This is a genomic window from Saccharothrix hoggarensis, from assembly GCF_052936025.1.
The window spans coordinates 7,170,195-7,191,434 of record NZ_CP193624.1 but is presented as its reverse complement, the minus strand read 5'-3'; the positions used below and the strand labels follow the sequence as shown (position 1 = coordinate 7,191,434).

The following is a 21,240-nucleotide window of genomic DNA, read 5'->3' as shown; positions in this document are numbered from 1 at the left end:
TCCGCTGTCCACCGCCTGTCGCGGTGGACAGCGGACCCCGCCCGCCCTAGCGTTTTCGGGCGTGACGACCCCTCAGGACCCCGAGCACCTGCCACCGCAGCAGCCGTACGCGCCGGGGTCGCCCCCGGTGGGCGGGTACGGGCAGGCCGGCGGTCCCCCCGAGGCGCCGCAAGCGCTGTCGGAGCCCAAGGAACTGCGCCTGTCCTTCTGGCTGTGGATCACGGCCGCGGCCCTGGTCGCCCTGACGTCCCTGCTGGTGATGACCCAGCGCGAGTCGGCCACCGAAGCCGCCCGTCGCGCCGGCGGCACGCAAGGCCTCACCGAGGAGCAGTTCCAGGCCGCGGTGACCGCGTCCCTGCTGTTCCTGCTCGTCCTCGGCCTGGTCATGGGCGGTCTGCTGGCGTTCTTCGCGGTCAAGGCGCGAGCCGGCCGCGGGTGGGCTCGGGTCGCCCTCACCGTGCTGGGCGCGCTCGTGTTCGTCTACAACGTGCTGGGCTTCTCCCTGCTCGGCCTGCTGACCGGCCTGGTCGTGGCCGTGGCGATGGTGACGCTGCACCTGCCCGCCACCAAGCAGCACTTCGACGCCGTCAAGCGGGCCGGATGACCGCGCAGCCACCCTCGGTGGTGCGTGCCGCGGTGGGCACCTGGTTCGCGCTCGGCGCGTTCGTGCTGCTCACCAACGCGTACCTGTGGTTGCGCCGGGGCTCGTTGGAGGACGCGGCCCGGCGCGCGGGCGACGACCCGGCGGTCGTGACCGCCCTGCTCACCCAGCTCACCGTCGTCGCGGTGGGGTTCGCGGTGGGCTACGGCCTGTTCGGCTGGCTGCTGAAGCGGGGCAGGCGGTGGGCGCGGGGCGTGCTCACCGGTGTCGCCGTGCTGCACGTGCTGTGGATCGTGCTGCCGGGCGCGAGCGCGGTGAACCTGGTGACGTTGTTGCTCCTGGCCGCCGGTTTGGCGCTCACGTGGCTCCCCGGTACGGCACAGTGGGTGAAGCAGCACTAGTCCCTGCGGAGAGCACATGTCCGAGCCCGACCCGTTCGCCTCGCCCTACCACCAGGTCCACCTGCCGGGAGAGCCGAAGGCGCCCCTGCCACCCGGTCACGGCTGGCCCGCGCCGATGCCGTCGGCGGACGGACGTGACGTGCCGCTGCCCCGTCCGGCGACGATCACCGGCGCGTTCTGGTCCTGGATCGCGGGCTCGGTGCTGGTGGTGCTCGTGCTGCCGGGCCTGATGTACACGGGGTTGGACCTGCTGGCCGCCGACATCGAGCGCGACTCCGTCGCCCAGGGCGACCCGGTGACCCCCACCGGCGCGTCCTTCATCGCGCGGTTCGTGCCCGTCATGGTCCTGTTCGGGTTCGCGGTGCTGTCCGTGCCGTACGTGATCGCCGCGTTCAAGCTGCGGTCCGGGCGGAACTGGGCCCGCGTCCTGCTGGCGGTGCTGGGCGGGTTCGGCGTGGTGTTCGCGCTGCTGGTGCTGCTGATGTTCGCCTCCGGCGACATGCCGTACGTGCACTGGGGCGTGGGCTTCGGGTGGTCGCTGGCGCACCTCGCGGCGTGCCTGCTCGGCCTGGTGACGATGTTCCTGCCGCCGTCCAACGCCTACGTGAGTCGGTGACGAGATGACCCAGCCGCCGCCCGAACAGCCTCCTGGGCGACCCCTTCCGGGTCAGCCGTTCCCGGGTCAGCCGTCCCCCGGCCAGCCGTTCCCGGGTCAGCCTTCCTCGGGTCAGCCCTTCCCGGGGCAGGCGTTCGGCGCGCCGCCGTTCGACCCGTACGGGCAGCCGGTGCAGCCCGTGCACTACCCGCCGGCGCAGCCGCGGTACCCGCAGGCCGGGCCGCACCACCAGTCGGCCCAGCCCGCGTACCCCGGGCAGATGCGCAGCGTCGACCACCTGACGACGGCCGTCGCCCGGCCCCGCGTGGTCATGGTGGCGTTCACGTTCTGGGTGCTGGCGGCCCTGTCGTGGCCGCTGGGCACGGTGCTGCGGTCGATCGCCGAGGGCGGGTTCGTCCCCTGGTTCGGGACGGTGATGACGCTCTTCTTCACCGGCTGCGTCGCGATCGCCGGCGTGTGGGCCGCGGTGCTCTTCCTGAACGGCAGCTACCACGCGCGGGTCGGTCTGTGCGGCGTGTCCATGGTGATCGGGGTCCTGGCCCTGGCCACCGCGATCGTCGCGGCCCGGGACGGCGACACCGAGGTGCTGTCGTGGGTGGTGATCGTGGCGCGGCTGGTGCTGCCCGCGGTGGCGGCCGTGTTCAGCTTCCTGCCGGGGACCAGGCACTACTTCGCGGGGAACGTGGGGTAGTGGACCAGCCGACCCTGTACGCCGAGCCCGGCGCGTCCTGGTGGCCCCTGCTGTGGGGCCCGCTGTTCGCGCTCTGCGGGGTGGTGGTCGAGGCCGTGACGGGCTCCGTGCGGCCGTCCCTGTGGATCGTGGTGGCGCTGCTGCTGGCCCTGCCCACGGCGCTGTGGGTGCAGGGACGGCGGCGCCTGCACGGCGTGCGCCTCACGCCCGTCGCCCTGCACCAGGGCCGGGAGGAGCTGGCCGTCCGGGACGTCGCCGAGGTCGCCGGCGTGGAGCCCCGGGCCGGCGCGAAGGTGCTGGGCGGCGGCTGGGACGTGCCGCGGGGCACCGAGGCGGTGCCGATCCGGCTCGTCGACGGCACGGTGGTGACGGGCTGGGCGCGGGACGCGGACGCGTTGCGCGCCGAACTGGCGAAGCTGCTCACGGCGCGTGGTGACGCGCGGTCCGGACCCGGCGCGTGAGAAGCTGAGGACGTGACTGCGGCCACCGTCGACACCGAGACCGAGCCGGACCCCGCCGTGCCCGCGCTGCACCAGCCGAAGCGGGGGCTCATCGCGGTGGGGGAGGTGGTGCTCGCCGCGCTGCTCGTCGCGGCGGCGGTGTGGTGCTGGAACCGGGGTGTCGTGCACTACAGCTACCCGGTGGACGGGCGCGCGCCGCTGGAGTCGACCCGGCTCAGGGGCAACTGGATCGGCGCGTCCGCGGCCCTGGCCACGGCGGCCGGCGTGCTGCTGCTCGACGCCCTGCGCCAGACCCTGCTCGCCGTGCGCACCCGTGGTCGGGAGCAGGTCGAGGAACCCGACGTGTGAGACTGGACCCCGTGACAGCGACGCGATCCCAGGAACTGTTCGAGCGCGCGACGGCGGTGATCCCCGGTGGCGTGAACTCCCCGGTCCGGGCCTTCCACTCGGTCGGCGGCACGCCGAGGTTCATGGTCCGCGGCGAGGGCCCGCACCTGTGGGACGCCGACGGCAACCGGTACGTCGACCTGGTGTCGTCGTGGGGCCCGATGATCCTCGGGCACGCCCACCCGGACGTGGTCGAGGCGGTGCGCGCGGCGGCCGTGCACGGCCTGTCCTTCGGCACGCCGACCGAGGGCGAGATCGAGCTCGCCGAGGAGATCATCGACCGGGTCGCGCCCGTGCACCAGGTCCGCCTCGTCAACTCGGGCACCGAGGCCACGATGAGCGCGATCCGGCTCGCCCGCGGGTTCACCGGGCGGCGCAAGGTCGTCAAGTTCGCCGGCTGCTACCACGGCCACGTGGACGCGCTGCTCGCCCAGGCCGGGTCGGGTGTGGCCACGCTGGGCCTGCCGACGTCGCCGGGCGTCACCGGCGCGCAGGCCGCGGACACCGTCGTGCTGCCGTACAACGACATCGAGGCCGTCCGGCGGGCGTTCGCCGAGCACGACGGCGAGATCGCCTGCGTGATCACGGAGGCCGCGGCGGGCAACATGGGCGCGATCGCGCCGAAGCACAACGCCGAGCTGAAGGAGCTGTGCCGGGCCAACGGCGCGCTGCTCGTCATGGACGAGGTCATGACCGGGTTCCGCGTGTCCCGCGCCGGCTGGTACGGCATCGAGGCCGTCGAGGGCGACCTGTACACGTTTGGCAAGGTCATGTCGGGCGGCCTGCCCGCGGCGGCGTTCGGCGGCCGGTCCGACGTGATGGCGAAGCTCGCCCCGGCCGGCCCGGTCTACCAGGCGGGCACCCTCTCCGGGAACCCGGTCGCGGTGGCGGCGGGCCTGGCCACGCTGCGCGCCGCGACGGACGACGTCTACCGCACGCTGGACGCCAACGCCACGCGCCTGGGCGCGCTGTTCACGGCCGCGCTCACCGAGGCGGGCGTCCGGCACCGCGTCCAGTTCGCGGGCAACCTGGTCAGCGTGTTCTTCACCGGCGACGAGGTCACCGACTACGCGGGCGCGCAGGCCGCCGAGACGTGGCGGTTCCCGCCGTTCTTCCACGCCCTGCTGGAGCGCGGCGTGTACGCGCCGCCGAGCGCGTTCGAGGCGTGGTTCGTCAACGCCGCCATGACGGACGCTGATTTCGACGTGATCGCGGACGCCCTGCCGCACGCCGCGCGCGCCGCCGCTGGGGCGACACGGCCGGAGGCGACACGGTGAGCCGGAACACCCCTCCGGGCGGCGGGACCCGGACCGTCGTCCACATGCTGCGGCACGGCGAGGTCCACAACCCGACCGGCATCCTGTACGGCCGCCTGCCCGGCTTCAAGCTCTCCGAGCGGGGCCAGAAGCAGGCGTTGACGGTGGCCGAGCACCTGGCCGACCACGACATCGTCCACGTCGTGGCGTCGCCGCTGGACCGGGCCCAGCAGACCGCGTCGCCGATCGCCGACTCGCACCGGCTGGAGCTGGCCACCGACGAGCGGCTGATCGAGGCGGACAACCAGTTCGAGGGCTTGAAGGTGGCCGTCGGCGACGGCGCGCTGCGCTCGCCGTCGCACTGGCCGAAGCTGGTGAACCCGTTCCGGCCGTCGTGGGGTGAGCCGTACCTGGAGATCGCGCACCGGATGCTCGGCGCGGTGCAGCGGGCCCGGTTGGCGGCGGAGGGCCACGAGGCCGTCTGCGTGTCGCACCAGCTGCCGATCTGGACGTTGCGCCGGTTCCTGGAGGGCAAGCGGATGTGGCACGACCCGCGTCGCCGCGAGTGCTCGCTGGCGTCGTTGACGAGCCTGGTGTTCGAGGGCGAGCAGCTGGTCCGGGTGGTCTACACCGAGCCGGTCGGCGCGACGAGCCCGCGGGTGACCGGGGCATGAGGGCGCGGACCGCGGTCGCGGCGCTGGTGGCGGCGCTGCTGGCGCTCACGGCGTGCACGACCGGTGACGACGCGGTGGTGGCCGGCGGGGAGTTCCAGCTCGTCGCGCCCAACGGCGAGACGAAGCTCCGCTACGACGGCGACGAGCGCAAGGGCATCAAGGGCCTCACCGGGCCGAGCCTCATGGAGGACGGCAAGACCATCTCGCTGGACGACTACGCGGGCAAGGTCGTGGTCGTCAACATCTGGGGCGCGTGGTGCCCGCCGTGCCGCACGGAGGCGCCGGAGCTGCAGAAGGTGCAGGACGAGGCGGGACCGCTGGGCGTGCAGGTGCTCGGCGTCGACGTCAAGGAGAACTCGACCGAGGGCCCGCGCGACTTCATGCGGAACCGGCAGCTCAGCTACCCGTCGATCTACGACGAGTCGGGGCGCGCGATGCTGTCGTTCCGGGGCCTGCCGCCGAACACCGTGCCGTCCACGTTCGTGCTGGACAAGCAGCACCGCGTGGCGGCGGCGTTCCTGGGCGGCGTGATCGCGTCCGACCTGCTGCCGCTGGTGAAGGAGCTGTCCGCGGAGGCGTGAGCCGTCAGCGCAGCTCGGGCACCTTCGCCCGGAGCGCGGCGGTCATCGCGTCCCGGCCGACGAGGTTGAACTCGCGGCCGAGCGTGCGCATGATCGAGTCCTCGGTGGGCCGGTACAGGCCGCGCCGGTGGTACCGCGCGCCCTCGAACGCGCTGACCACGCCGCCGTCCGGGGACGGTTGGCCGAGGTGGGCGGACCACTTCGCGCCGGTCGGGTCCGCGGTCACGTTGACCTCGGTCGGCTCGGCGCCGCTGTACCGGTCGTACGGGTAGTCGTACTCGTCGGCGAGCCCGCCGATCGAGTGCCCCAGCTCGTGCACGGCGATCTGCCCGGCCTGCTCGTTGCCGCCGGCCGCGGTCGCGACGCCGCCGCCCGCGCCGCCGTACTTGGCGGTGTTGCCGAGCGCGACGACCTGGTCGGCCTGCGGCGCGAGGGCGGCGAACTGGGCGGCCTTGGTCTGGTTCACGCACAGCAGGCGCTCGGTCTGGGTGTCCCGGCCCTGGCAGAAGAAGCCCATGTCCAGGGCGGTGTCGCGGGCGGAGCCGAGGGCGGGGTCGTGGTCGACGCCGGACTCGGCGGACACGACGTCGACCTGCCACACGTTGAAGTACTCCTTGTAGGACTTGAACGGCTCCACGGCGGACAGCTCGGCCCACTTGCCCACGACGTGCGCGTGGTAGTCGTCCAGGTCGTCGGCGGTGTAGCCGTCGCCGACGAAGACCAGGTCGAACCGCTGGTCGGGCGCGCCGGTCTCCTGCACCGGCACGACGTCGGCGACCAGGGCGGCCTCCGCCGCCCTGGCCTCGACCGCGCGCGGGACGGCGGTCTGCGTGATCGTGCCGTCCGGCGAGAAGACCTCCACCCACTCGAGGTCGGCCTCCGCGGCGCCGCCGGGCAGGGGGGCGGCGACGACGGCGAAGGCGACGGCCAGCGCGGGCAAGGTCAGCCGGTGTGCGCGCATGACGTCACGCTATGAAGTGGGCTGCTCACCCACTAGGGCGGATGGTCGGGTTTAAACATTCACTCGGACGGGTAACCCAGTCCGTCCGTGACCACCTGGACCACCGGGTGGTCACCCAGGGGTCACCTGTCTGCGCCTGTGATGTGGGTCGCCCATAAGGGATACCGGTTCACCGCGTCAAGTGGGGCCTACCTACCCTGGACCCGTGAACCCGACCGATCTGGCCACCTCGGGTCCGATCCTGCTCGCGACCGGCGTCGCGGTGCTGGCGGGGGCGATCTCGTTCGCCTCGCCGTGCGTCGTCCCGCTGGTCCCCGGCTACCTCGCGTACCTCGCGGGGCTGGTCGGCGCCGAAGCGCCCGCCGTGGCCGGCGAGGAGCGGGCGAAGACCGGTCGCTGGCGGGTGGCCGGCGCGGCGCTGCTGTTCGTGCTCGGCTTCACGGTCGTGTTCGCCCTGACCTCGTTCGTGGTGCTCGGGCTGACCGACCTGTTCTGGTTCCAGGGCGACCTGCTCCAGCGCATCGGCGGCGTCATCACGATCGCCATGGGCCTGGTGTTCATCGGCCTCGTCCCCGCCCTCCAGCGCGACGTCCGCGTGCACCGCACGCCGAGGGCCGGGCTGTTCGGCGCGCCGCTGCTCGGCGGCGTGTTCGCGCTCGGCTGGACCCCGTGCCTCGGCCCGACGCTCGTCGGCGTGCTGGCGCTGGCCCGCGGCACGGAGGTCGGCTCGACCACCGCCCGCGGCGCGGTGCTCGTGCTCGCCTACTGCCTCGGCCTCGGCCTGCCGTTCGTCCTCATCGCGCTCGGCGCGCGCTGGGCGGTCCGGACCACCGGCTGGCTCCGCGCGCACGTCCGCCAGGTGCAGGTGTTCGGCGGCGTGCTGCTCATCGCGGTCGGCGTCGCCCTCGTCACGGGCCTGTGGGGCGACTTCGTCGGCTGGCTGCGCGACGCCGTCGTCAACGACCTGAAACTGCCGTTGTAGTGAGCGCTGTCCTCGCCTTCCTGCGCAACACGTGGCGCGGCCTCACGGCCATGCGCACCGCGTTGACCCTGCTGTTCCTGCTCGCGCTCGGCGCGATGCCCGGCGCGCTGCTGCCCCAGCGGTCGCTGAACGCGCAGAAGGTGGACGAGTACATCGCCGAGCGCGGCTGGTGGGGCCGGTTCCTCGACGACCTCCAGTTCTTCGACGTGTACGCCAGCGCCTGGTTCTCCGCGGTGTACGTGCTGCTGTTCGTCTCCCTGGTCGGCTGCCTGCTGCCGCGCACGTGGGAGTACTTCAAGCAGATGCGGGCCAAGCCCGTGCTCACCCCGCGCAACCTGGCCCGCATGCCGCACCACGCCGCGGCCGACACCGACGTGGGCCCGCAGGCCGTCGTCGCGCACGCCGAGCGCCGGCTCAAGGGCTGGCGGCTGGTCGCCGCCGAGGAGCCGGACGGCGCCCGCACCGTCAGCGCCGAGCGAGGCTACCTGCGCGAGACCGGCAACCTGGTGTTCCACTTCTCCCTGCTGGGCCTGCTGGTGGCGTTCGCGCTGGGCAAGATGTTCGGCTACGAGGGCCAGGTCATCGTCCAGTCGAACGGCGGCCAGTTCTGCAACTCGGGCGTCTACAACTACGACTCGTTCCGGCCCGGCCTGCGCGTGGACGGCACGGAGCTGAGCCAGTTCTGCGTCCGGGTCGACGACTTCGACGCCACGTTCCTGCACAACGGCCAGGCGGAGGACTTCCTCGCCGACATCCGGTACCAGTCCGGCGCGGACCTGGAGACCGGCACGTGGCGGCCGTACCCGCTGAAGGTCAACAGCCCGCTGCGCACCGCGGGCGACCGGGTCTACCTGCTCGGCCACGGCTACACGCCGCTGTTCACGGTCACCTTCCCCAACGGCCAGACCCGCACCGGCGCCACCCAGTGGCGGCCCGTCAACCAGGTCACGCTGGCGTCCGAGGGCGCGACGAAGTTCGACCCGCCGGACGTGCCGGACGCCGAGCAGCGCCGCAAGAGCCAGCTCGCGATCACCGGCCTGCTCGCGCCGACCGCCGCGTTCCGGGGCGAGCTGCTGGACTCGGCGTTCCCGGCGGCGAACGACCCGGCGGTCGCGATCGACGTCTACCGCGGCGACCTCGGCACCGACTCCGGCCGCGGCCAGTCGATCTTCTCCATCGACCGCAAGATGGTGGAGGACGGCAAGCTCGCCAAGGTCGCCCGGCAGAACCTGAAGCAGGGCGAGCAGCTGACGCTCGACGACGGCACCGTGATCCGCTTCGACGGCGTCCGCGACTGGGTGTCGCTGCAGGTGTCCCACGACCCGACGCAGGTGTGGGTGCTGGTGTTCTCCGTGCTGGTCATCCTGGGCCTGGCCGTGTCGTTGAGCGTCAAGCGCCGCCGGATCTGGGTCCGGGCGACGCCGCGCGAGGACGGGCGTACGGTGGTCGAGGTCGGCGGCCTCGCGCGCACTGATCAGGCCGGGTACGGCGAGGAGTTCACCTCCCTCTCCCGCGACCTGCTCGCCTACAAGGAGGAGAGCTGATGCCGGTCAACGCGACCCTGGCGACGTACAGCGACTGGACCTACGGCGCCGCCGTGGCGATCTACTTCCTCGCCGCGGTGCTGTACCTGTGCGAGGCGGCGTTCGCCCGGCCCGAGAAGGCACGGGAACGCGAGCTGGTCGCGGCGGGCGGCACGTCCGGTGGGACCCCGACGTCCGGTGGGACGCCGACCGGCGGCGTCCAGGCCGACGGCACGTGGACGCCGGGCCGGGTCACGCGGCCGGAGCTGTCGCGCGCCGAACGCCTCGGCCGCATGGGCCTGGCGCTGACCTTCCTCGGCGCGGCGCTGCACGCCGCTTCCCTGGTGCTGCGCGGTTTCGCGACCGAGCGCGCGCCGTGGGGCAACATGTACGAGTACGGCTCGCTGCTGACGCTCGCGGCCGTGGTGACGTGGCTGGTGCTGGCCCGCACGTTCCCGGTGCGCAGGCTCGGCGGGTTCGTGCTCGTGCCGATCGTGGTCCTGATGTTCCTCGGCGGCACCGTGCTGTACGCCGACGCCGCGCCCGTGCAGCCGGCGCTCCAGTCGTACTGGCTCGTGGTGCACGTCTCCGTGATCTCCGTGTCCAGCGGCGTGCTGCTGGTGCCCGGCGTCGCCAGCGTCCTGTACCTGCTGAAGTCGTCGGGCAACGGTCGGTTCCGCAAGCTGCCCGCCGCCGATGTGCTGGACCGCCTCGCCTACCGCAGCACGGTGTTCGCGTTCCCGCTGTTCACCATCGGCATCATCTGCGGCGCGATCTGGGCCGAGGCGGCGTGGGGCCGGTTCTGGGGCTGGGACCCCAAGGAGACGGTGGCGTTCGTGTCGTGGGTGGTCTACGCGGCCTACCTGCACGCGCGGGCCACCGCCGGGTGGCGGGGCCGTCCGGCCGCCTGGGTGAACTCGCTCGGCTTCCTGCTGACCGTGTTCAACCTCTTCTTCATCAACCTCGTAACGACTGGGCTGCACTCGTACGCGGGCGTCGGCTGATCCCGTAGACCGGGGCTTGCGCGGTGTCGTTCGCCCACGTCGAGCACGTGGGTGAGCGCACACCCAGTGTCGTGGAACCACTGGTCGCCGACTACCGTCGGACGCGTGGGGTCGGGGAGGTCTCGATCCGCTTCGCTCAGGGAGGACCCCAGCGGTGACCGGTCGCTACGAGAATCCTGAGCCGTCGTGGCAGCAGCAGACCGGAGGGGAGGGGCAGCAGCCCAACCCGAACCAGTCGGGCGGCTACCAGGTCGAGCCGGGATCGGGTGCCCACTACGTCGATCCCCAGACGGTGTACCTCGACCCGTCGCAGTCGGGTCCGGTGACCGGTCCGCCGTCCGGCGGGTTCCCGGCGCAGTCCGGTCAGTACCAGGCCCCCGGTCAGCAGTCCGGTCCGTACCCCGTGTCGGGCGGCCAGTCGGGTCCGTACCAGGTGTCCGGTGGCCAGTCGGGCCCGTACCCCGTGTCGGGCGGCCAATCCGGTCCGTACCAGGTGTCGGGCGGGCAGTCCGGCGCGTACCAGGTGTCCGGTGGCCAGTCCGGCGCGTACCAGGTCCAGGGCCAGCAGCCCGGTCCGTACCCCGGCCAGGGGCAGCAGTACCAGGGCGGGTTCCCCAACAACTTCCCGCAGAGCGTCCAGCCGCAGCAACCGCCGCGCGCCAACGCCAACGACATGTCGTCGCAGCAGCTGATCAAGCGCGCGAAGCGCCCGCCGCAGTCCGGCTGGCGCAAGACGGTCCACACGGTCACCGGCGGTCTGGTGAACCTGGGCGAGAGCCCGGCGGACGTCCGGCGGCGCGAGCTGATCTCGCGCATCAACCAGCCGTTGCGCGGCTGCTACAAGATCGCGATGCTGAGCCTGAAGGGCGGCGTCGGCAAGACCACGACGACGACCACGCTCGGCTCGACGTTCTCGTCCCTGCGCGGCGACCGCGTGATCGCGGTGGACGCCAACCCCGACCGCGGCACGCTGGCGCTGAAGGTGCCGCGCGAGACCACGGCGACCGTCCGGCACCTGCTGCGCGACGCCTCGAAGATCACCCGGTACAGCGACGTCCGCGCGTACACGTCCCAGTCGCCCAGCCGGCTGGAAGTGCTGGCGTCCGAACAGGACCCGGCGGTGTCGGAGGCGTTCAGCGACCAGGACTACCTGCGCACGGTCGCGTTGCTGGAGCTCTTCTACAACATCGTCCTGACCGACTGCGGCACCGGCCTGATGCACTCGGCCATGAAGGGCGTGCTGGACCAGGCCGACTCGCTGGTGCTGGTGTCGTCCGGCTCGGTGGACGGCGCGCAGACGTCGGCGGCGACGCTGGACTGGCTGGACGCCCACGGCTACCGGGACCTGGTCGCGAAGTCCGTCGCGGTGATCAACTCGGTGCGGCCGGGCTCGGGCAAGGTCGACCTGGACAAGCTGGCCGCGCACTTCTCCCAGCGCTGCCGCGCGGTGGTGCGCATCCCGTTCGACTCGCACCTCGAAGAGGGCGCGGAGATCGAGCTCGACAAGCTCGGCCCCGAGACCCGGCTGGCGCTGCTGGAACTCGCCGCCACCGTGGCCGACGACTTCCCCACCCGTTCGTGACGGCGGGGCCTCGTCGAGAGGCCCCGTCACGTCACTCTTCGTCGTCCGGTTTCTTCTTGCGCTGCTCACCGAGCTTGCGCAGGAAATCGGGATCGTCGTCCGGCGCCACGAAACGACGGCTGGGGGCGGTGTTGACCCGATCCGGTCCGAACGCACGCCACAGCAGCACGGCGATGGTGAGCGCACCGATCACCGCGAGCAGGTAGAGCATGGTCGCCACCTCCTTTGCCACGAGATTACCCGTGTCGTGGAGGTGCACGTCGGCGGCGCCGAACGGGTTCGGCCGCCGCCGGATCGGGCCGCCGCCGGACCGCTCAGCGCCGGACCGCCCAGTGTCAGCCCGCTCAGTGCCGGACGGGCTCGGTCGCCTCCGTGGTCAACTGGGTCAGCAGCTCCTGGACCTCCGACTCGCGGAACCGGCGGTGGCCGCCGGGCGTGCGGATGGAGCCGATGCGACCCGCGGTCGCCCAGCGGGTGACGGTCTTGGGGTCGACCCGGAACAGGTTGGCCACCTCACCAGGTGTGAGCAGCCGTTCCCCCGGTTGTCCCTGCGTCACGCTCACGGTCATCCTCCCCGATGGTGAACAGACGTACCGGACGCATCGTGGCATCACACCCTTCGGGTACTCGAACGCTTGGGTGATGGTAAAGAGGTAGTAAGGGACGAAGCGCGCGGTTCGGACATCGCGGCGCGTGACCTACCCTGTGACCGGTGGACGCTCTTGATCGCCAGATCATCGCCGCCCTGCGCGAGAACGGCCGGGCCACCTACGCCGACCTGGGGCGCAAGGTGGGACTCTCGGCCTCCGCCGTGCACGAGCGGGTGGGCAAGCTGGAAGCCACCGGTGTGATCGTCGGCTACCACGCCGTCGTAGACCCGAGCGCCGTCGGCCTCGGCGTGACCGCGCTGGTCAGCATCCACCCGACCGACACCGCGGACGACGACGAGCTGGCCGTCTCGCTGGCCGAGCTGGTCGAGGTGGAGTCGTGCTACCGGGTCGCGGGCGACGAGTCGTTCATCGTCAAGGTCCGGGTCGCCACGGTGGACGACCTGGAGCGCTCGCTCGGCCGGCTGCGGCGCATCCCGGGCGTCGCGCGCACCCGGACCACCGTGGTGCTGTCGACCCGGTTCGAGGGCAGGCCGAACACCGCGGCGGTCGACCCCGCGGGGGACGCGTAACCTGGGTAACCGTGCACCTGGGTCGTGATGTGACGCTCTACATCTGCGCGCGCCTGGGCATGGTCGCCGCGGTCACCGCGCTGCTCGTGCTCGTGAACGTGCCGCTGCTGGTCGCCCTCGCCGTGGGGGTGGTCGTGGCGCTGCCGCTGTCGCTGTTCGCGTTCCCCGGCCTGCGCACCCGGGTCGCCCAAGGGCTCGAAGCCAGGCAGGCCGCGCGCCGCGCCGAGCGCGAGAAGCTGCGCGCCCAGTTGCGCGGCGACACGTCCACCCAGTCCTAGGCCCGTCGCCGGGTTGCGATCCCGGTCGCCCGGAAGGCCCCCAGGTCACGATCCCGCTCGCCCAGGACGCCCCCGGGTCACGCCGGTTTCGTCCACCGCTTCCCCACGCCTTGTCGCGCATGCCTTGTCGCGCACGACGTTGACCGCACTTCGCGTACGTGTGCGTGCATCCGGCCGCCGCGGTGTGAGGCGTTCGCCGCCGTCGTCACCCGTCCCGGTCAGCACGGGCCGTCGCAGGTCAACCGTTTGGCCGGTGTGAACGTTCCGGTTGGAACGTAACGTTGTGAACGGCTACCGAGTGAATCGGTGGCTGTCGGCGCCGGCGGTCCCGGGGTCTCCGCGTGCACCACCCCTGGCGGACCGGACCGGTGCACCCCCTGCACACCTCCCTGTGAAAGGGCTGCCCTGTGACTCGTTCCCGTGTCGTCCGATTAGCCGGCGCGCTCGTCCTCGCGCTCGGCCTCGCCACCCCCACCCTGCCCGCCGCGGCGTCCGACCTCGCCGCGACGTCGTCCGTCGACGCGCCCCGCGTCTCCGCCGGCATGGCGCAGGCCCTCGGCCGCGACCTCGGCCTGACCGCCGACCAGGTCCGCACCCGCCTCGCCCAGGAGGAGCGGGCACGCGGCGTGGAGACCGTCGCGCGCAAGGTGCTCGGCTCCGCCTACGCCGGCAGCTGGTTCGACGAGCGGTCGGGTGAGCTGGTCGTCGCCGCCGTGGGCGCCACCGCGCCCGCGCTCGACGTCAAGGTCGTCCCGGCCGTCCACACGCTGGCCGACCTCGACTCCGCCAAGGCGGGCCTCGACCGCCTCGCCGGCAAGGCCGCGCCCGCCGCGGTCAACGGCTGGTACGTCGACGTGCGCACGAACACCGTGGTCGTGACCGTCAACCGCACCGAGCTCGACCACGCCGCCCGCGCGTTCGTGGACCGGGCGAAGGCCACCCACGGCTCCGTGCGCGTCGTGGAGGAGGACCACTCGCCCCGGCCGCTGGCCGACGTCGTCGGCGGCTGGCCGTACTGGATCAACTACGCCGGCCGCTGCTCGATCGGGTTCGCCGTCCACGGCGGGTTCGTCACGGCCGGCCACTGCGGCCGTCCCGGCAACACCGCCAGCGACGGCAACGGCGCCGTGCTCGGGTCGTTCGCGGGCTCGTACTTCCCCGGCTACGACTACGCGTGGGTGCGCACCAACGCCGGCGTGAACCTCTGGGGCTACATGGAGGGCTACGACGGCTACTGGTACTACGTGCGCGGCTCGGCGCAGGTGCCGGTCGGCTCCGGCATCTGCCGCTCCGGCTCGACCACCGGCATGTGGTGCGGCTCGATCGTCGCCCGCGGCCAGACGGTCAACTACCCGCAGGGCGTCGTCTACAACCTGACCCGGACCACCGTGTGCGCCGAGCCCGGCGACTCCGGCGGCTCGTGGCTCAGCTCGAACCAGGCCCAGGGCGTGACCTCGGGCGGCTCGGGCAACTGCTCGTCCGGCGGCGTCACCTTCTACCAGGAGGTCAACCCGATCCTGTCCGCTTACGGGCTGTCCCTGGTCCTGAGCTGACACCGCGACGTGCCGGGCGGGTCGCGAACCAGCCCGTCCGGCACGTCACCCCTCCGAACGCCGACCGCCGAGCGTCAACCCCGAGCGTCAACGTCGAACGTCAACCCCGAGCGTCAACCTTGGGCGTCAACCTTGGGCGTCACCGCGCGAACGCCGTCACGGCCTCGTCCGCCAGCCGCGTGATCTCCTCGCGCAGCTCCAAGTCACCCAGCCAGTGCCCGGGGATGGCCTCGACGCCGTCCCGCGCGCCCAGCAGGTTCCCGCACAGCGCGCCGGTCGAGTCGCTGTCACCGGAGTGGTTGACCGCCAGCAGGAGCCCGTCCGCCAGGTCCCGCGCGGCCAACGCGGTCAGCACCGCGATCGCCAACGCCTCCTCGCCGACCCAGCCGCCGCCCAGCGCCGTCTCGATCACCTCCGGCGTCGGCCGCACCCCGCCCGTGCCCAGCTCGACGGCCAGGTCGAGCAGCCCCAGCTGCTCCTCGTGACCGGTCCACGTGACCAGCTCGGCGCGCGCCACGTCGACCGCGGACGGCAGCGGCACGCCCGCCAGCACCTGCTGCACCAGCACCGCCAGCACGCCCGCCGACAGGTAGCCGCTGGGGTGGCCGTGGGTGAGCGCGCCGACCGCCGTGGCCAGCTCGAACACCTCGCGGACGTCGTCCGACCACAACGCCACCGGCGCCGCGCGCATCACCGCGCCGCACCCCTTGGAGTCGTTGATCGGGGCCTCCACGGTGCCCAGCACGCCGGAGCGCAGCGCGGTGAGGCACGTGGTGCCGGGCGCGCGGCGGTCGTGCAGCGCGGGCACGTCGAGCAGCCACCCGTCCCGCGCCACGGGCGGTCCGCCCTGGGTGTGCAGCCACCGGCCGTACGCCACCCGCACCTCGTGCACCGGGTCGCTGCCGCGCTTCTTCGCCAGCAGGAGCCCTTCCAGCGTGAACAGGGTCATCTGGGTGTCGTCGGTGATCGCGCCGATCCGGCCGTAGGCGGGGGCGTAGTCGGTGAGGCCGGACGGGCCGAACCGGCCCCGGATGCGGTCGATCCGGTCGAACTCGATCGAACCGCCGAGGGCGTCGCCGACGGCGCCGGCGAGGAGGCTGCCGCGGAAGGAGCCGCTCGGAAGTGAGGTCACGTCGCAGAAGTTATCGTGCCGGACGTGACCTCCTCGGTAGACCGATGCAGTTCCCGCACCCGGGAATGGGTGTGCGAGGCCGTCCGCATCATCGAAGCGGACGCCAACCGCAGCGCCGACACGCACCTGCTGCACTTCCCCCTCCCACCGGAGTGGGGGATCGACCTGTACCTGAAGGACGAGTCCACCCACCCCACCGGCTCGCTCAAGCACCGCCTGGCGCGGTCGCTGTTCCTGTACGCGATCTGCAACGGCTGGGTCGTCGGCGGCACGCCGGTGATCGAGGCGTCGTCGGGCTCCACGGCGGTGTCCGAGGCGTACTTCGCCCGGCTGCTCGGGTTGCCGTTCATCGCCGTCATGCCCCGGTCCACCAGCCAGGAGAAGGTCGCGCTGATCGAGCGCCAGGGCGGGCAGTGCCACTTCGTCGACGAGCCGGGCGCGATCTACGACGAGTCCCGGCGGCTCGCGGCCGAGCTGGACGGCCACTTCATGGACCAGTTCACCCACGCCGAGCGGGCGACGGACTGGCGCGGCAACAACAACATCGCCGAGTCGGTGTTCCAGCAGATGGCGCTGGAGGCCGCGCCCGAGCCCGAGTGGGTCGTGGTCGGCGCGGGCACCGGCGGCACGAGCGCCACCATCGGCCGGTACATCCACTACCGCAAGCTGCACACGCGGCTCGCCGTCGTGGACCCGGAGCACTCGGTGTTCTTCGACGCGTGGCGCGACGGCGACCTCGGGCTGACCGGGACGCGGGGCTCGCGGATCGAGGGCATCGGCCGGCCGCGGGTGGAGCCGTCGTTCATCGGCGACGTGATCGACCGGATGATCAAGGTGCCGGACGCGGCGTCGATCGCGACCATCCGGCACGTCGAGGAGGTGCTGGGGCGGCGCGTCGGCGGGTCGACCGGCACGAACCTGTGGGGCGCGTTCCAGCTGATCGCGGAGATGCGGGCGTCGCGGCTGCGCGGGAGCGTCGTGACGCTGCTGTGCGACGGGGGCGAGCGGTACGGGCACACGTACTACGACGACGCGTGGGTGGCCGCGCAGGGCATGGACCTGGAGCCGCACCTGGTGACGTTGACGGAGTTCCGGGCCACCGGCGCCTGGTCGCGGTGAGCCGTTCGGGGTCGGTCCGGCACTTCGTTCGGGGTTCGGGGGAACGCGCGGCGGGTGTCGTGCGTCGCAGCGTGGATCGGCGCGTGGGAAGGGGTGTGCGGTGAGCGCGTGGCGTACGGCGGAGGTGCTCACGGCCGAGGACGTGCTGGCCAGGTCGGTCGCCGACGCCGACAAGGCGATGCGCGAGGCGGCGAGGCTGCGGTACCCGCGGGTGGAGCCGTCGGCCGACGACGTGCGGCGGGTCATGGCGTTCGCGAAGTCGAACGCGGCGTCGCCGGAGCTGCAGGCCCTGCAGCGGCGGATCTCGGGCGGCTACCTGAGCTGGCGGCAGGTCCTGATGGGCGAGGCGGCCGGCGACCGCGGCGTGAAGGCGGCGCTGGAGGCGGACCGGGAGGCCCTGTCCGCCCTGTGCCGCGGCGAGGAACCGCGGGTCGTGAAGCCGACGCCGAAGCCGCGTGACGACGAGGAGCCGATGAGCTTCACCGAGGACGCCTGGTAACCGTTCCGGGGTCCTCGACCGTTCGCCGTCACCCCCGGCCGGTCAGGAGTCCCGGTCCTCCGGGTGGACCACGATCGCCTGCAACGACGTCCGCAGCTGCTCGGCGGCCCGCGGGCTGAGCGACGCGAGGAACGCGCGCTCGGCCTCGTCGGTCGCCTCGGTGGCCCGCCGGAGGGTGTCCTGCCCGGCCTCGGTCAGCCCGACCACGTTGCGCCGCCGGTCGTCCGCGTCGGGGTGACGTGACACCAGTCCCTTGCGCTCCAGCGCGTCCAGCAGCGCGACCATCGTCGTGCGGTCGATCCCGAGCCGCTGCGCCGCCTGCTGCTGCGACATCGGCTCACGGCCGGCGAGGGTGAGCAGCACCCCCAGCTCCCGCCCCTCGATGCCGTGCGGCGCCAACGCCTCCCCGGTCAGCTCGGCCATCCGGTGGTGCGCGTGCTTGAGCAGGTAGACGAGGTTCCTGCGCAACTCGGGCCCTGGCCCGTCGTTCCTTGCCACCCGCCGATCCTATCGCTAGCCTGATCGTCAGTAGAGCTGACAATCAGCTCAACGACAGAAAGGCGTGGCGATGATCCTGGTCACCGGCGGTCTCGGTTTCATCGGCTCCCACACCGTGCGCGCGCTGCTCGACCTCGGCGAGGGCTGCGTGCTGGTCCAGCGACGGGCCGCCGACGTGCCCGCCGACCTCGTCGACGAGCGGGTCGTGGTGGAGCGGGCCGACGTCACCGACCGGGCGGCGCTGCTCGACGTCGGCGCCCGGCACGACATCACGGGCATCGTCCACCTCGCGGGGTCGATGCCGTGGCCGCCTGGCTCCGCCGAACCGGTGGAGGCGACGCGCACGGCGATCGGCGGCCTGCTCAACCTCGTGGGAGCCGCCCGCGCCTGGGGCGTGGCGCGCGTCGGCGTCGCGAGCACGATCGGCGTCTACAGCGGTCTGGCCGTCGAAGGGCCGCTGCGGGAAGACCTGCCGCTGCCCATGACCTCGCCGCACCTGATCCCGACGTTCAAGAAGATCGGCGAGCTGCTCAACGACCACCTGGCCGACGCCACCGGGATCGAGATCGTCAACTACCGGATCGCCGGCATCTGGGGACCGCGCGAGCCCCACGGCCCGCTGTTCTTCGCCGCGCCCGAACTCGTCCACGCCGCCGTCCGCGGCACCGAGCCGGACCTGTCGCCCCTCCACGGCCCCGCGCACGCGGAGGACGCGCTCGACCTCTGCTACGCCAAGGACTGCGGCCGGGCGATCGCGCTCCTCCAGACCGCGGACCGCCTCGGCCACCGCACGTACAACGTGGCGTCGGGCCGGCCGACGTCGAACGCCGAGATCATCGCGGCGATCAAGGCGATCGTGCCCGACGCCCGGGTCGACCTGCCCGCGGGAGGTTCCGGCCGCCGGACCTGGCTGGACATCGGCCGCCTCCAGCGGGACACCGGCTACCGGCCCGCCTACGACACCGAACGCGCGGTCGCCGACTACATCGCCTGGCTGCGCGCGGGCAACGAGCGCTGAGCGGGCGTCAGGCGCCGATCACCAGGGCGGCCGGGACGGCGACGCCCCACACCAGCATCGCGAGGCCCGTGTCGCGCAGCACGGGGATCAGGTCGCGGCCCTTGCCGCCCTTCACGACCCGGCGCACGCCGAGCGCCACGAGCGGCAGGGCGAGGAAGCCGATCAGCGCCAGCGGGACGCGCAGGCCGATCGCCAGCGTGATCAGGAACGGGATCGCGACCAGCGCCAGGTAGAGGCGGCGGGAGTCGCGGTCGCCCAGCACGGTGGCCAGGGTGCGCTTGCCCGCCCGCACGTCGGTCGGGATGTCCCGCAGGCTGTTCGCGATCATCACGCCGGTGGAGAACGCGCCCATCGCGACCGCGCCGCCGATGCCGATCCCGGTGACCTCCCCGGTCATCACGTACAGCGTGCCGAGCACCGCCGCGGGCCCGAAGAACAGGAACACGGCCACCTCGCCGAACCCCGAGTAGCCGTACGGCTTGCGGCCGCCGGTGTAGAACCACGCCGCCGCGAGGCAGACCGCGCCGAACAGCACCATCCAGTACTTGCCGGACAACACCACCAGCACCAGGCCCGCCGCGGCGGCCACGCCCAGGGCCGCGAACGCCGCCGCGCGCACCGCCCTGGGGTTCGCCGCACCCGAGCCGACCAGCCGGAACGGGCCGACCCGGTCGGCGTCGGTGCCGCGGATGCCGTCGGAGTAGTCGTTGGCGTAGTTCACGCCCACCTGCAGCGCGACCGACACCAACAGCGCCAGCAGCGCCAACGTGAGGTCGAACCCGTCGATGTGGTGCGCGGCGCCCGCGCCGACCAGCACCGGCGCGATCGAGTTCGGCAGCGTGCGGGGGCGGGTCCCCGATACCCACTGGGCGACTGTGGCCATGCCGGACATCCTCCGACATGGTGCACGGGGACCCGCTCCCGGGTGCTGCCGATCAGCAGGCGGTGGCGCCCGTGACGCCGGAGACGTACGCCCGGGCGATGTACTTGCCCGTGGCGATCCGGTACCAGATGTTGGACGTGCCCTGCGTGCCCGTCACCGACTGGCCGGTGACCTGGCACTCGACGCGCACCTGGGCGTAGTTGGCGGCCAGGCCGACCTGCGCGGCCGTGGAGGTCGCGCCGCTGCGGACGTTCAGCGGGTCGCCCGCGGTGCGGACGAACCCGGCCGGGCCGGAACCGGTCCACGAGTAGGTGACGGTGACCCACGCGTTGTCGGTCAGCTGGAGGCCGTCCCAGAACGTGCCGTCGGCCAGGTCGATGCCCGCCGGGTTGGCGACGACGCGGCCGAACTGGTCGCGCCCGCCGTTGTAGCCGTCCTGGTAGGCGGCCTGGGCCTGCGGCTTGCCCTGGGGCAGGTCCTTCCACATCTCACGGGTGGACGACGGGTTCCAGTAGTCGTCCTTGGTGTTCCACGGGCCGACGTCCCACACCGGCGCCCACTCGCAACGGCCGTTGGCCGCGCACACCCGCACGCTGTACGTGCCGGTGCCCTTGGCGGACAGGCCGCGCCGCGACGGCAGGGCGACGAAGTGGTCCCGGCTCACGATCACGTGCCCGTTGGCGGTGGTGCCGCCGACCAGGCCCTCGCGGGTCGCGAAGATCCGGTACGACCGGCCGGCGGCCTGGGCGGTGACGTCCTCGGCGGCGCGCGTCGTCGTGAACGCCCGCAGGTCGAGTCGGCTCACCTCGGGCGACGCCTGCTCGGCCGTCAGCGCGAGGCGGACCTGCACGGTCGTCACCTCGGTCGGCAGCACGGCGGGCGCCTCGGGGCGGGCCTCCACCCACTCGGTCCACTGGTCGTCGCCGAGCGCGCCGCGCACGTCCACGGCGACCTCGGCGCCGGCCGGGACGTGGCTCTTCACGGACGCGGCCACGGCGTTGACGGGGGCGTCGAGCGTGCGCGGTTCGAGCTGCAGGAAGCCCGTGCGCACGGCGGCCCGCGCGCTGGCGGGCGTCGGCGCGGCGCGGTCGAGCCGCACCGTGCCGCGGTGGCTGGTGACGCCGTTGTCGTCGGCGTTCACGGTGGACAGGTCGGCCCGCCACTCGGCGCCGCTCGCGGCGGCGGCGGGTGACACGACACCCGCGGTCAGGACGGTGGCGACGGCGAGCGGTATCAGGTAGCGCCTGGTCATCGCAGCACTCCTCGTCGGACACGCGGTGCGGAGGGGACCGCGGCAGGGCCGCGCGTCACGGCGTGCCGAGCCAATCGCCTGCCGTGGTTAGCTGTCAACCAACAAGAA

The 21,240-nt window shown here is 72.8% G+C and carries 26 protein-coding genes; 19 read left to right on the top strand and 7 right to left on the bottom strand.

The window, feature by feature from the left end; translation table 11 throughout:
- Positions 1-61 precede the first annotated feature (61 nt).
- Genes ACRAKH_RS32730 through ACRAKH_RS32690 form a run of 9 tightly spaced genes read left to right on the top strand, consistent with a single transcriptional unit; the run spans position 62 to position 5,668 of the window.
- On the top strand, positions 62-604 hold the full coding sequence (locus ACRAKH_RS32730) for a hypothetical protein (RefSeq protein WP_380721270.1): 543 nt from the start codon (positions 62-64) through the stop codon (positions 602-604).
- Complete coding sequence (locus ACRAKH_RS32725; protein WP_380721272.1) at positions 601-1,002, top strand: hypothetical protein; 402 nt, start codon at positions 601-603, stop codon at positions 1,000-1,002. The genes ACRAKH_RS32730 and ACRAKH_RS32725 overlap by 4 nt, the downstream gene beginning before the upstream one ends.
- 16 nt (positions 1,003-1,018) lie before the next feature.
- Positions 1,019-1,618, top strand: a complete 600-nt coding sequence (locus tag ACRAKH_RS32720) for a hypothetical protein (RefSeq protein WP_380721275.1) — start codon at positions 1,019-1,021, stop codon at positions 1,616-1,618.
- Between the two features lie 4 nt (positions 1,619-1,622).
- Entirely contained in the window at positions 1,623-2,309 is a 687-nt protein-coding gene (locus tag ACRAKH_RS32715; RefSeq protein WP_380721278.1) for a hypothetical protein, read from the top strand.
- Positions 2,309-2,770 carry a hypothetical protein gene (locus ACRAKH_RS32710; RefSeq protein WP_380721281.1) on the top strand — a complete coding sequence of 154 codons (462 nt, stop codon included), beginning with the start codon at positions 2,309-2,311 and terminating at the stop codon, positions 2,768-2,770. The genes ACRAKH_RS32715 and ACRAKH_RS32710 overlap by 1 nt, the downstream gene beginning before the upstream one ends.
- 12 nt (positions 2,771-2,782) lie before the next feature.
- Entirely contained in the window at positions 2,783-3,118 is a 336-nt protein-coding gene (locus ACRAKH_RS32705) for a hypothetical protein (RefSeq protein ID WP_380721284.1), read from the top strand.
- An 11-nt stretch (positions 3,119-3,129) separates the two neighbouring features.
- The gene (gene hemL, locus ACRAKH_RS32700; protein ID WP_380721286.1) at positions 3,130-4,434 is read left to right on the top strand and encodes a glutamate-1-semialdehyde 2,1-aminomutase; all 1,305 of its coding nucleotides are present in this window, start codon (positions 3,130-3,132) and stop codon (positions 4,432-4,434) included.
- Between the two features lie 44 nt (positions 4,435-4,478).
- Complete coding sequence (locus ACRAKH_RS32695; RefSeq protein WP_380721289.1) at positions 4,479-5,087, top strand: histidine phosphatase family protein; 609 nt, start codon at positions 4,479-4,481, stop codon at positions 5,085-5,087.
- Positions 5,084-5,668 carry a TlpA disulfide reductase family protein gene (locus ACRAKH_RS32690; protein ID WP_380721292.1) on the top strand — a complete coding sequence of 195 codons (585 nt, stop codon included), beginning with the start codon at positions 5,084-5,086 and terminating at the stop codon, positions 5,666-5,668. The genes ACRAKH_RS32695 and ACRAKH_RS32690 overlap by 4 nt, the downstream gene beginning before the upstream one ends.
- Before the next feature lie 4 nt (positions 5,669-5,672).
- On the opposite strand, the gene ACRAKH_RS32685 is transcribed toward ACRAKH_RS32690, so the two are convergent.
- Complete coding sequence (locus ACRAKH_RS32685) at positions 5,673-6,629, bottom strand: M64 family metallopeptidase (protein ID WP_380721295.1); 957 nt, start codon at positions 6,627-6,629, stop codon at positions 5,673-5,675.
- Positions 6,630-6,834: 205 nt separating this feature from the next.
- Between ACRAKH_RS32685 and ACRAKH_RS32680 the strand changes: the two genes are divergently transcribed.
- The 4 genes from ACRAKH_RS32680 to ACRAKH_RS32665 all read left to right on the top strand — a co-directional run bounded on the left by ACRAKH_RS32680 (position 6,835) and on the right by ACRAKH_RS32665 (position 11,720).
- Positions 6,835-7,611, top strand: coding sequence for a cytochrome c biogenesis CcdA family protein (locus tag ACRAKH_RS32680; protein ID WP_380721298.1), 777 nt, complete (start codon positions 6,835-6,837; stop codon positions 7,609-7,611).
- A 50-nt stretch (positions 7,612-7,661) separates the two neighbouring features.
- Entirely contained in the window at positions 7,662-9,155 is a 1,494-nt protein-coding gene (resB, locus tag ACRAKH_RS32675) for a cytochrome c biogenesis protein ResB (protein ID WP_380721402.1), read from the top strand.
- The gene (gene ccsB / locus ACRAKH_RS32670) at positions 9,155-10,138 is read left to right on the top strand and encodes a c-type cytochrome biogenesis protein CcsB (protein ID WP_380721301.1); all 984 of its coding nucleotides are present in this window, start codon (positions 9,155-9,157) and stop codon (positions 10,136-10,138) included. Before resB ends, ccsB begins: the two co-directional genes overlap by 1 nt.
- 154 nt (positions 10,139-10,292) lie before the next feature.
- On the top strand, positions 10,293-11,720 hold the full coding sequence (locus ACRAKH_RS32665; protein ID WP_380721304.1) for a MinD/ParA family ATP-binding protein: 1,428 nt from the start codon (positions 10,293-10,295) through the stop codon (positions 11,718-11,720).
- A gap of 31 nt (positions 11,721-11,751) precedes the next feature.
- Here the strand turns inward: ACRAKH_RS32665 and ACRAKH_RS32660 are convergent, their stop codons facing one another.
- Together ACRAKH_RS32660 and ACRAKH_RS32655 are read right to left on the bottom strand one after the other, a co-directional pair.
- Positions 11,752-11,931 (bottom strand): hypothetical protein, encoded by a 180-nt coding sequence (locus ACRAKH_RS32660; protein ID WP_380721305.1) that lies wholly within the window; start codon positions 11,929-11,931, stop codon positions 11,752-11,754.
- Between the two features lie 133 nt (positions 11,932-12,064).
- Entirely contained in the window at positions 12,065-12,289 is a 225-nt protein-coding gene (locus ACRAKH_RS32655; protein ID WP_380721308.1) for a BldC family transcriptional regulator, read from the bottom strand.
- Positions 12,290-12,432: 143 nt separating this feature from the next.
- On the opposite strand from ACRAKH_RS32655, the gene ACRAKH_RS32650 reads away from it, so the two are divergent.
- The 3 genes from ACRAKH_RS32650 to ACRAKH_RS32640 all read left to right on the top strand — a co-directional run bounded on the left by ACRAKH_RS32650 (position 12,433) and on the right by ACRAKH_RS32640 (position 14,731).
- Positions 12,433-12,900 carry an Lrp/AsnC family transcriptional regulator gene (locus tag ACRAKH_RS32650; RefSeq protein WP_380721310.1) on the top strand — a complete coding sequence of 156 codons (468 nt, stop codon included), beginning with the start codon at positions 12,433-12,435 and terminating at the stop codon, positions 12,898-12,900.
- An 11-nt stretch (positions 12,901-12,911) separates the two neighbouring features.
- Positions 12,912-13,178 (top strand): DUF4229 domain-containing protein, encoded by a 267-nt coding sequence (locus ACRAKH_RS32645; RefSeq protein ID WP_380721313.1) that lies wholly within the window; start codon positions 12,912-12,914, stop codon positions 13,176-13,178.
- A gap of 407 nt (positions 13,179-13,585) precedes the next feature.
- Entirely contained in the window at positions 13,586-14,731 is a 1,146-nt protein-coding gene (locus tag ACRAKH_RS32640; protein ID WP_380721316.1) for a S1 family peptidase, read from the top strand.
- Between the two features lie 139 nt (positions 14,732-14,870).
- Here the strand turns inward: ACRAKH_RS32640 and ACRAKH_RS32635 are convergent, their stop codons facing one another.
- Positions 14,871-15,863 carry an ADP-ribosylglycohydrolase family protein gene (locus tag ACRAKH_RS32635; protein ID WP_380721319.1) on the bottom strand — a complete coding sequence of 331 codons (993 nt, stop codon included), beginning with the start codon at positions 15,861-15,863 and terminating at the stop codon, positions 14,871-14,873.
- Between the two features lie 69 nt (positions 15,864-15,932).
- Between ACRAKH_RS32635 and ACRAKH_RS32630 the strand changes: the two genes are divergently transcribed.
- Both ACRAKH_RS32630 and ACRAKH_RS32625 read left to right on the top strand, forming a co-directional pair.
- Entirely contained in the window at positions 15,933-16,982 is a 1,050-nt protein-coding gene (locus ACRAKH_RS32630) for a PLP-dependent cysteine synthase family protein (protein WP_380721322.1), read from the top strand.
- A 100-nt stretch (positions 16,983-17,082) separates the two neighbouring features.
- Positions 17,083-17,481 (top strand): hypothetical protein, encoded by a 399-nt coding sequence (locus ACRAKH_RS32625; protein WP_380721325.1) that lies wholly within the window; start codon positions 17,083-17,085, stop codon positions 17,479-17,481.
- A 42-nt stretch (positions 17,482-17,523) separates the two neighbouring features.
- On the opposite strand, the gene ACRAKH_RS32620 is transcribed toward ACRAKH_RS32625, so the two are convergent.
- Complete coding sequence (locus ACRAKH_RS32620) at positions 17,524-17,979, bottom strand: MarR family winged helix-turn-helix transcriptional regulator (RefSeq protein WP_380721328.1); 456 nt, start codon at positions 17,977-17,979, stop codon at positions 17,524-17,526.
- A 70-nt stretch (positions 17,980-18,049) separates the two neighbouring features.
- Here ACRAKH_RS32620 and ACRAKH_RS32615 point away from each other — a divergent pair, with 70 nt between their 5' ends.
- The gene (locus ACRAKH_RS32615) at positions 18,050-18,997 is read left to right on the top strand and encodes an NAD-dependent epimerase/dehydratase family protein (protein WP_380721331.1); all 948 of its coding nucleotides are present in this window, start codon (positions 18,050-18,052) and stop codon (positions 18,995-18,997) included.
- Between the two features lie 7 nt (positions 18,998-19,004).
- Here ACRAKH_RS32615 and ACRAKH_RS32610 read toward each other — a convergent pair whose 3' ends face one another.
- Together ACRAKH_RS32610 and ACRAKH_RS32605 are read right to left on the bottom strand one after the other, a co-directional pair.
- Positions 19,005-19,880 (bottom strand): 1,4-dihydroxy-2-naphthoate polyprenyltransferase, encoded by an 876-nt coding sequence (locus ACRAKH_RS32610; RefSeq protein WP_380721334.1) that lies wholly within the window; start codon positions 19,878-19,880, stop codon positions 19,005-19,007.
- Positions 19,881-19,932: 52 nt separating this feature from the next.
- Positions 19,933-21,132: a hypothetical protein gene (locus tag ACRAKH_RS32605; RefSeq protein WP_380721337.1), complete on the bottom strand. Its 1,200-nt coding sequence runs from the start codon at positions 21,130-21,132 to the stop codon at positions 19,933-19,935.
- Between the last annotated feature and the right edge of the window lie 108 nt (positions 21,133-21,240).

Excerpts from the sequence above, each read along its gene's own strand:
- ACRAKH_RS32610 (WP_380721334.1), bottom strand. The coding sequence starts at position 19,880 with ATGGCCACAGTCGCCCAGTGGGTATCGGGGACCCGCCCCCGCACGCTG.
- ACRAKH_RS32605 (WP_380721337.1), bottom strand. The coding sequence starts at position 21,132 with ATGACCAGGCGCTACCTGATACCGCTCGCCGTCGCCACCGTCCTGACC.
- ACRAKH_RS32660 (WP_380721305.1), bottom strand. The coding sequence starts at position 11,931 with ATGCTCTACCTGCTCGCGGTGATCGGTGCGCTCACCATCGCCGTGCTG.
- ACRAKH_RS32725 (WP_380721272.1), top strand. The coding sequence starts at position 601 with ATGACCGCGCAGCCACCCTCGGTGGTGCGTGCCGCGGTGGGCACCTGG.
- ACRAKH_RS32720 (WP_380721275.1), top strand. The coding sequence starts at position 1,019 with ATGTCCGAGCCCGACCCGTTCGCCTCGCCCTACCACCAGGTCCACCTG.
- ACRAKH_RS32685 (WP_380721295.1), bottom strand. The coding sequence starts at position 6,629 with ATGCGCGCACACCGGCTGACCTTGCCCGCGCTGGCCGTCGCCTTCGCC.
- ACRAKH_RS32655 (WP_380721308.1), bottom strand. The coding sequence starts at position 12,289 with ATGACCGTGAGCGTGACGCAGGGACAACCGGGGGAACGGCTGCTCACA.
- resB (WP_380721402.1), top strand. The coding sequence starts at position 7,662 with ATGCGCACCGCGTTGACCCTGCTGTTCCTGCTCGCGCTCGGCGCGATG.
- ACRAKH_RS32690 (WP_380721292.1), top strand. The coding sequence starts at position 5,084 with ATGAGGGCGCGGACCGCGGTCGCGGCGCTGGTGGCGGCGCTGCTGGCG.
- ACRAKH_RS32695 (WP_380721289.1), top strand. The coding sequence starts at position 4,479 with ATGCTGCGGCACGGCGAGGTCCACAACCCGACCGGCATCCTGTACGGC.
- ccsB (WP_380721301.1), top strand. The coding sequence starts at position 9,155 with ATGCCGGTCAACGCGACCCTGGCGACGTACAGCGACTGGACCTACGGC.
- ACRAKH_RS32615 (WP_380721331.1), top strand. The coding sequence starts at position 18,050 with ATGATCCTGGTCACCGGCGGTCTCGGTTTCATCGGCTCCCACACCGTG.
- ACRAKH_RS32715 (WP_380721278.1), top strand. The coding sequence starts at position 1,623 with ATGACCCAGCCGCCGCCCGAACAGCCTCCTGGGCGACCCCTTCCGGGT.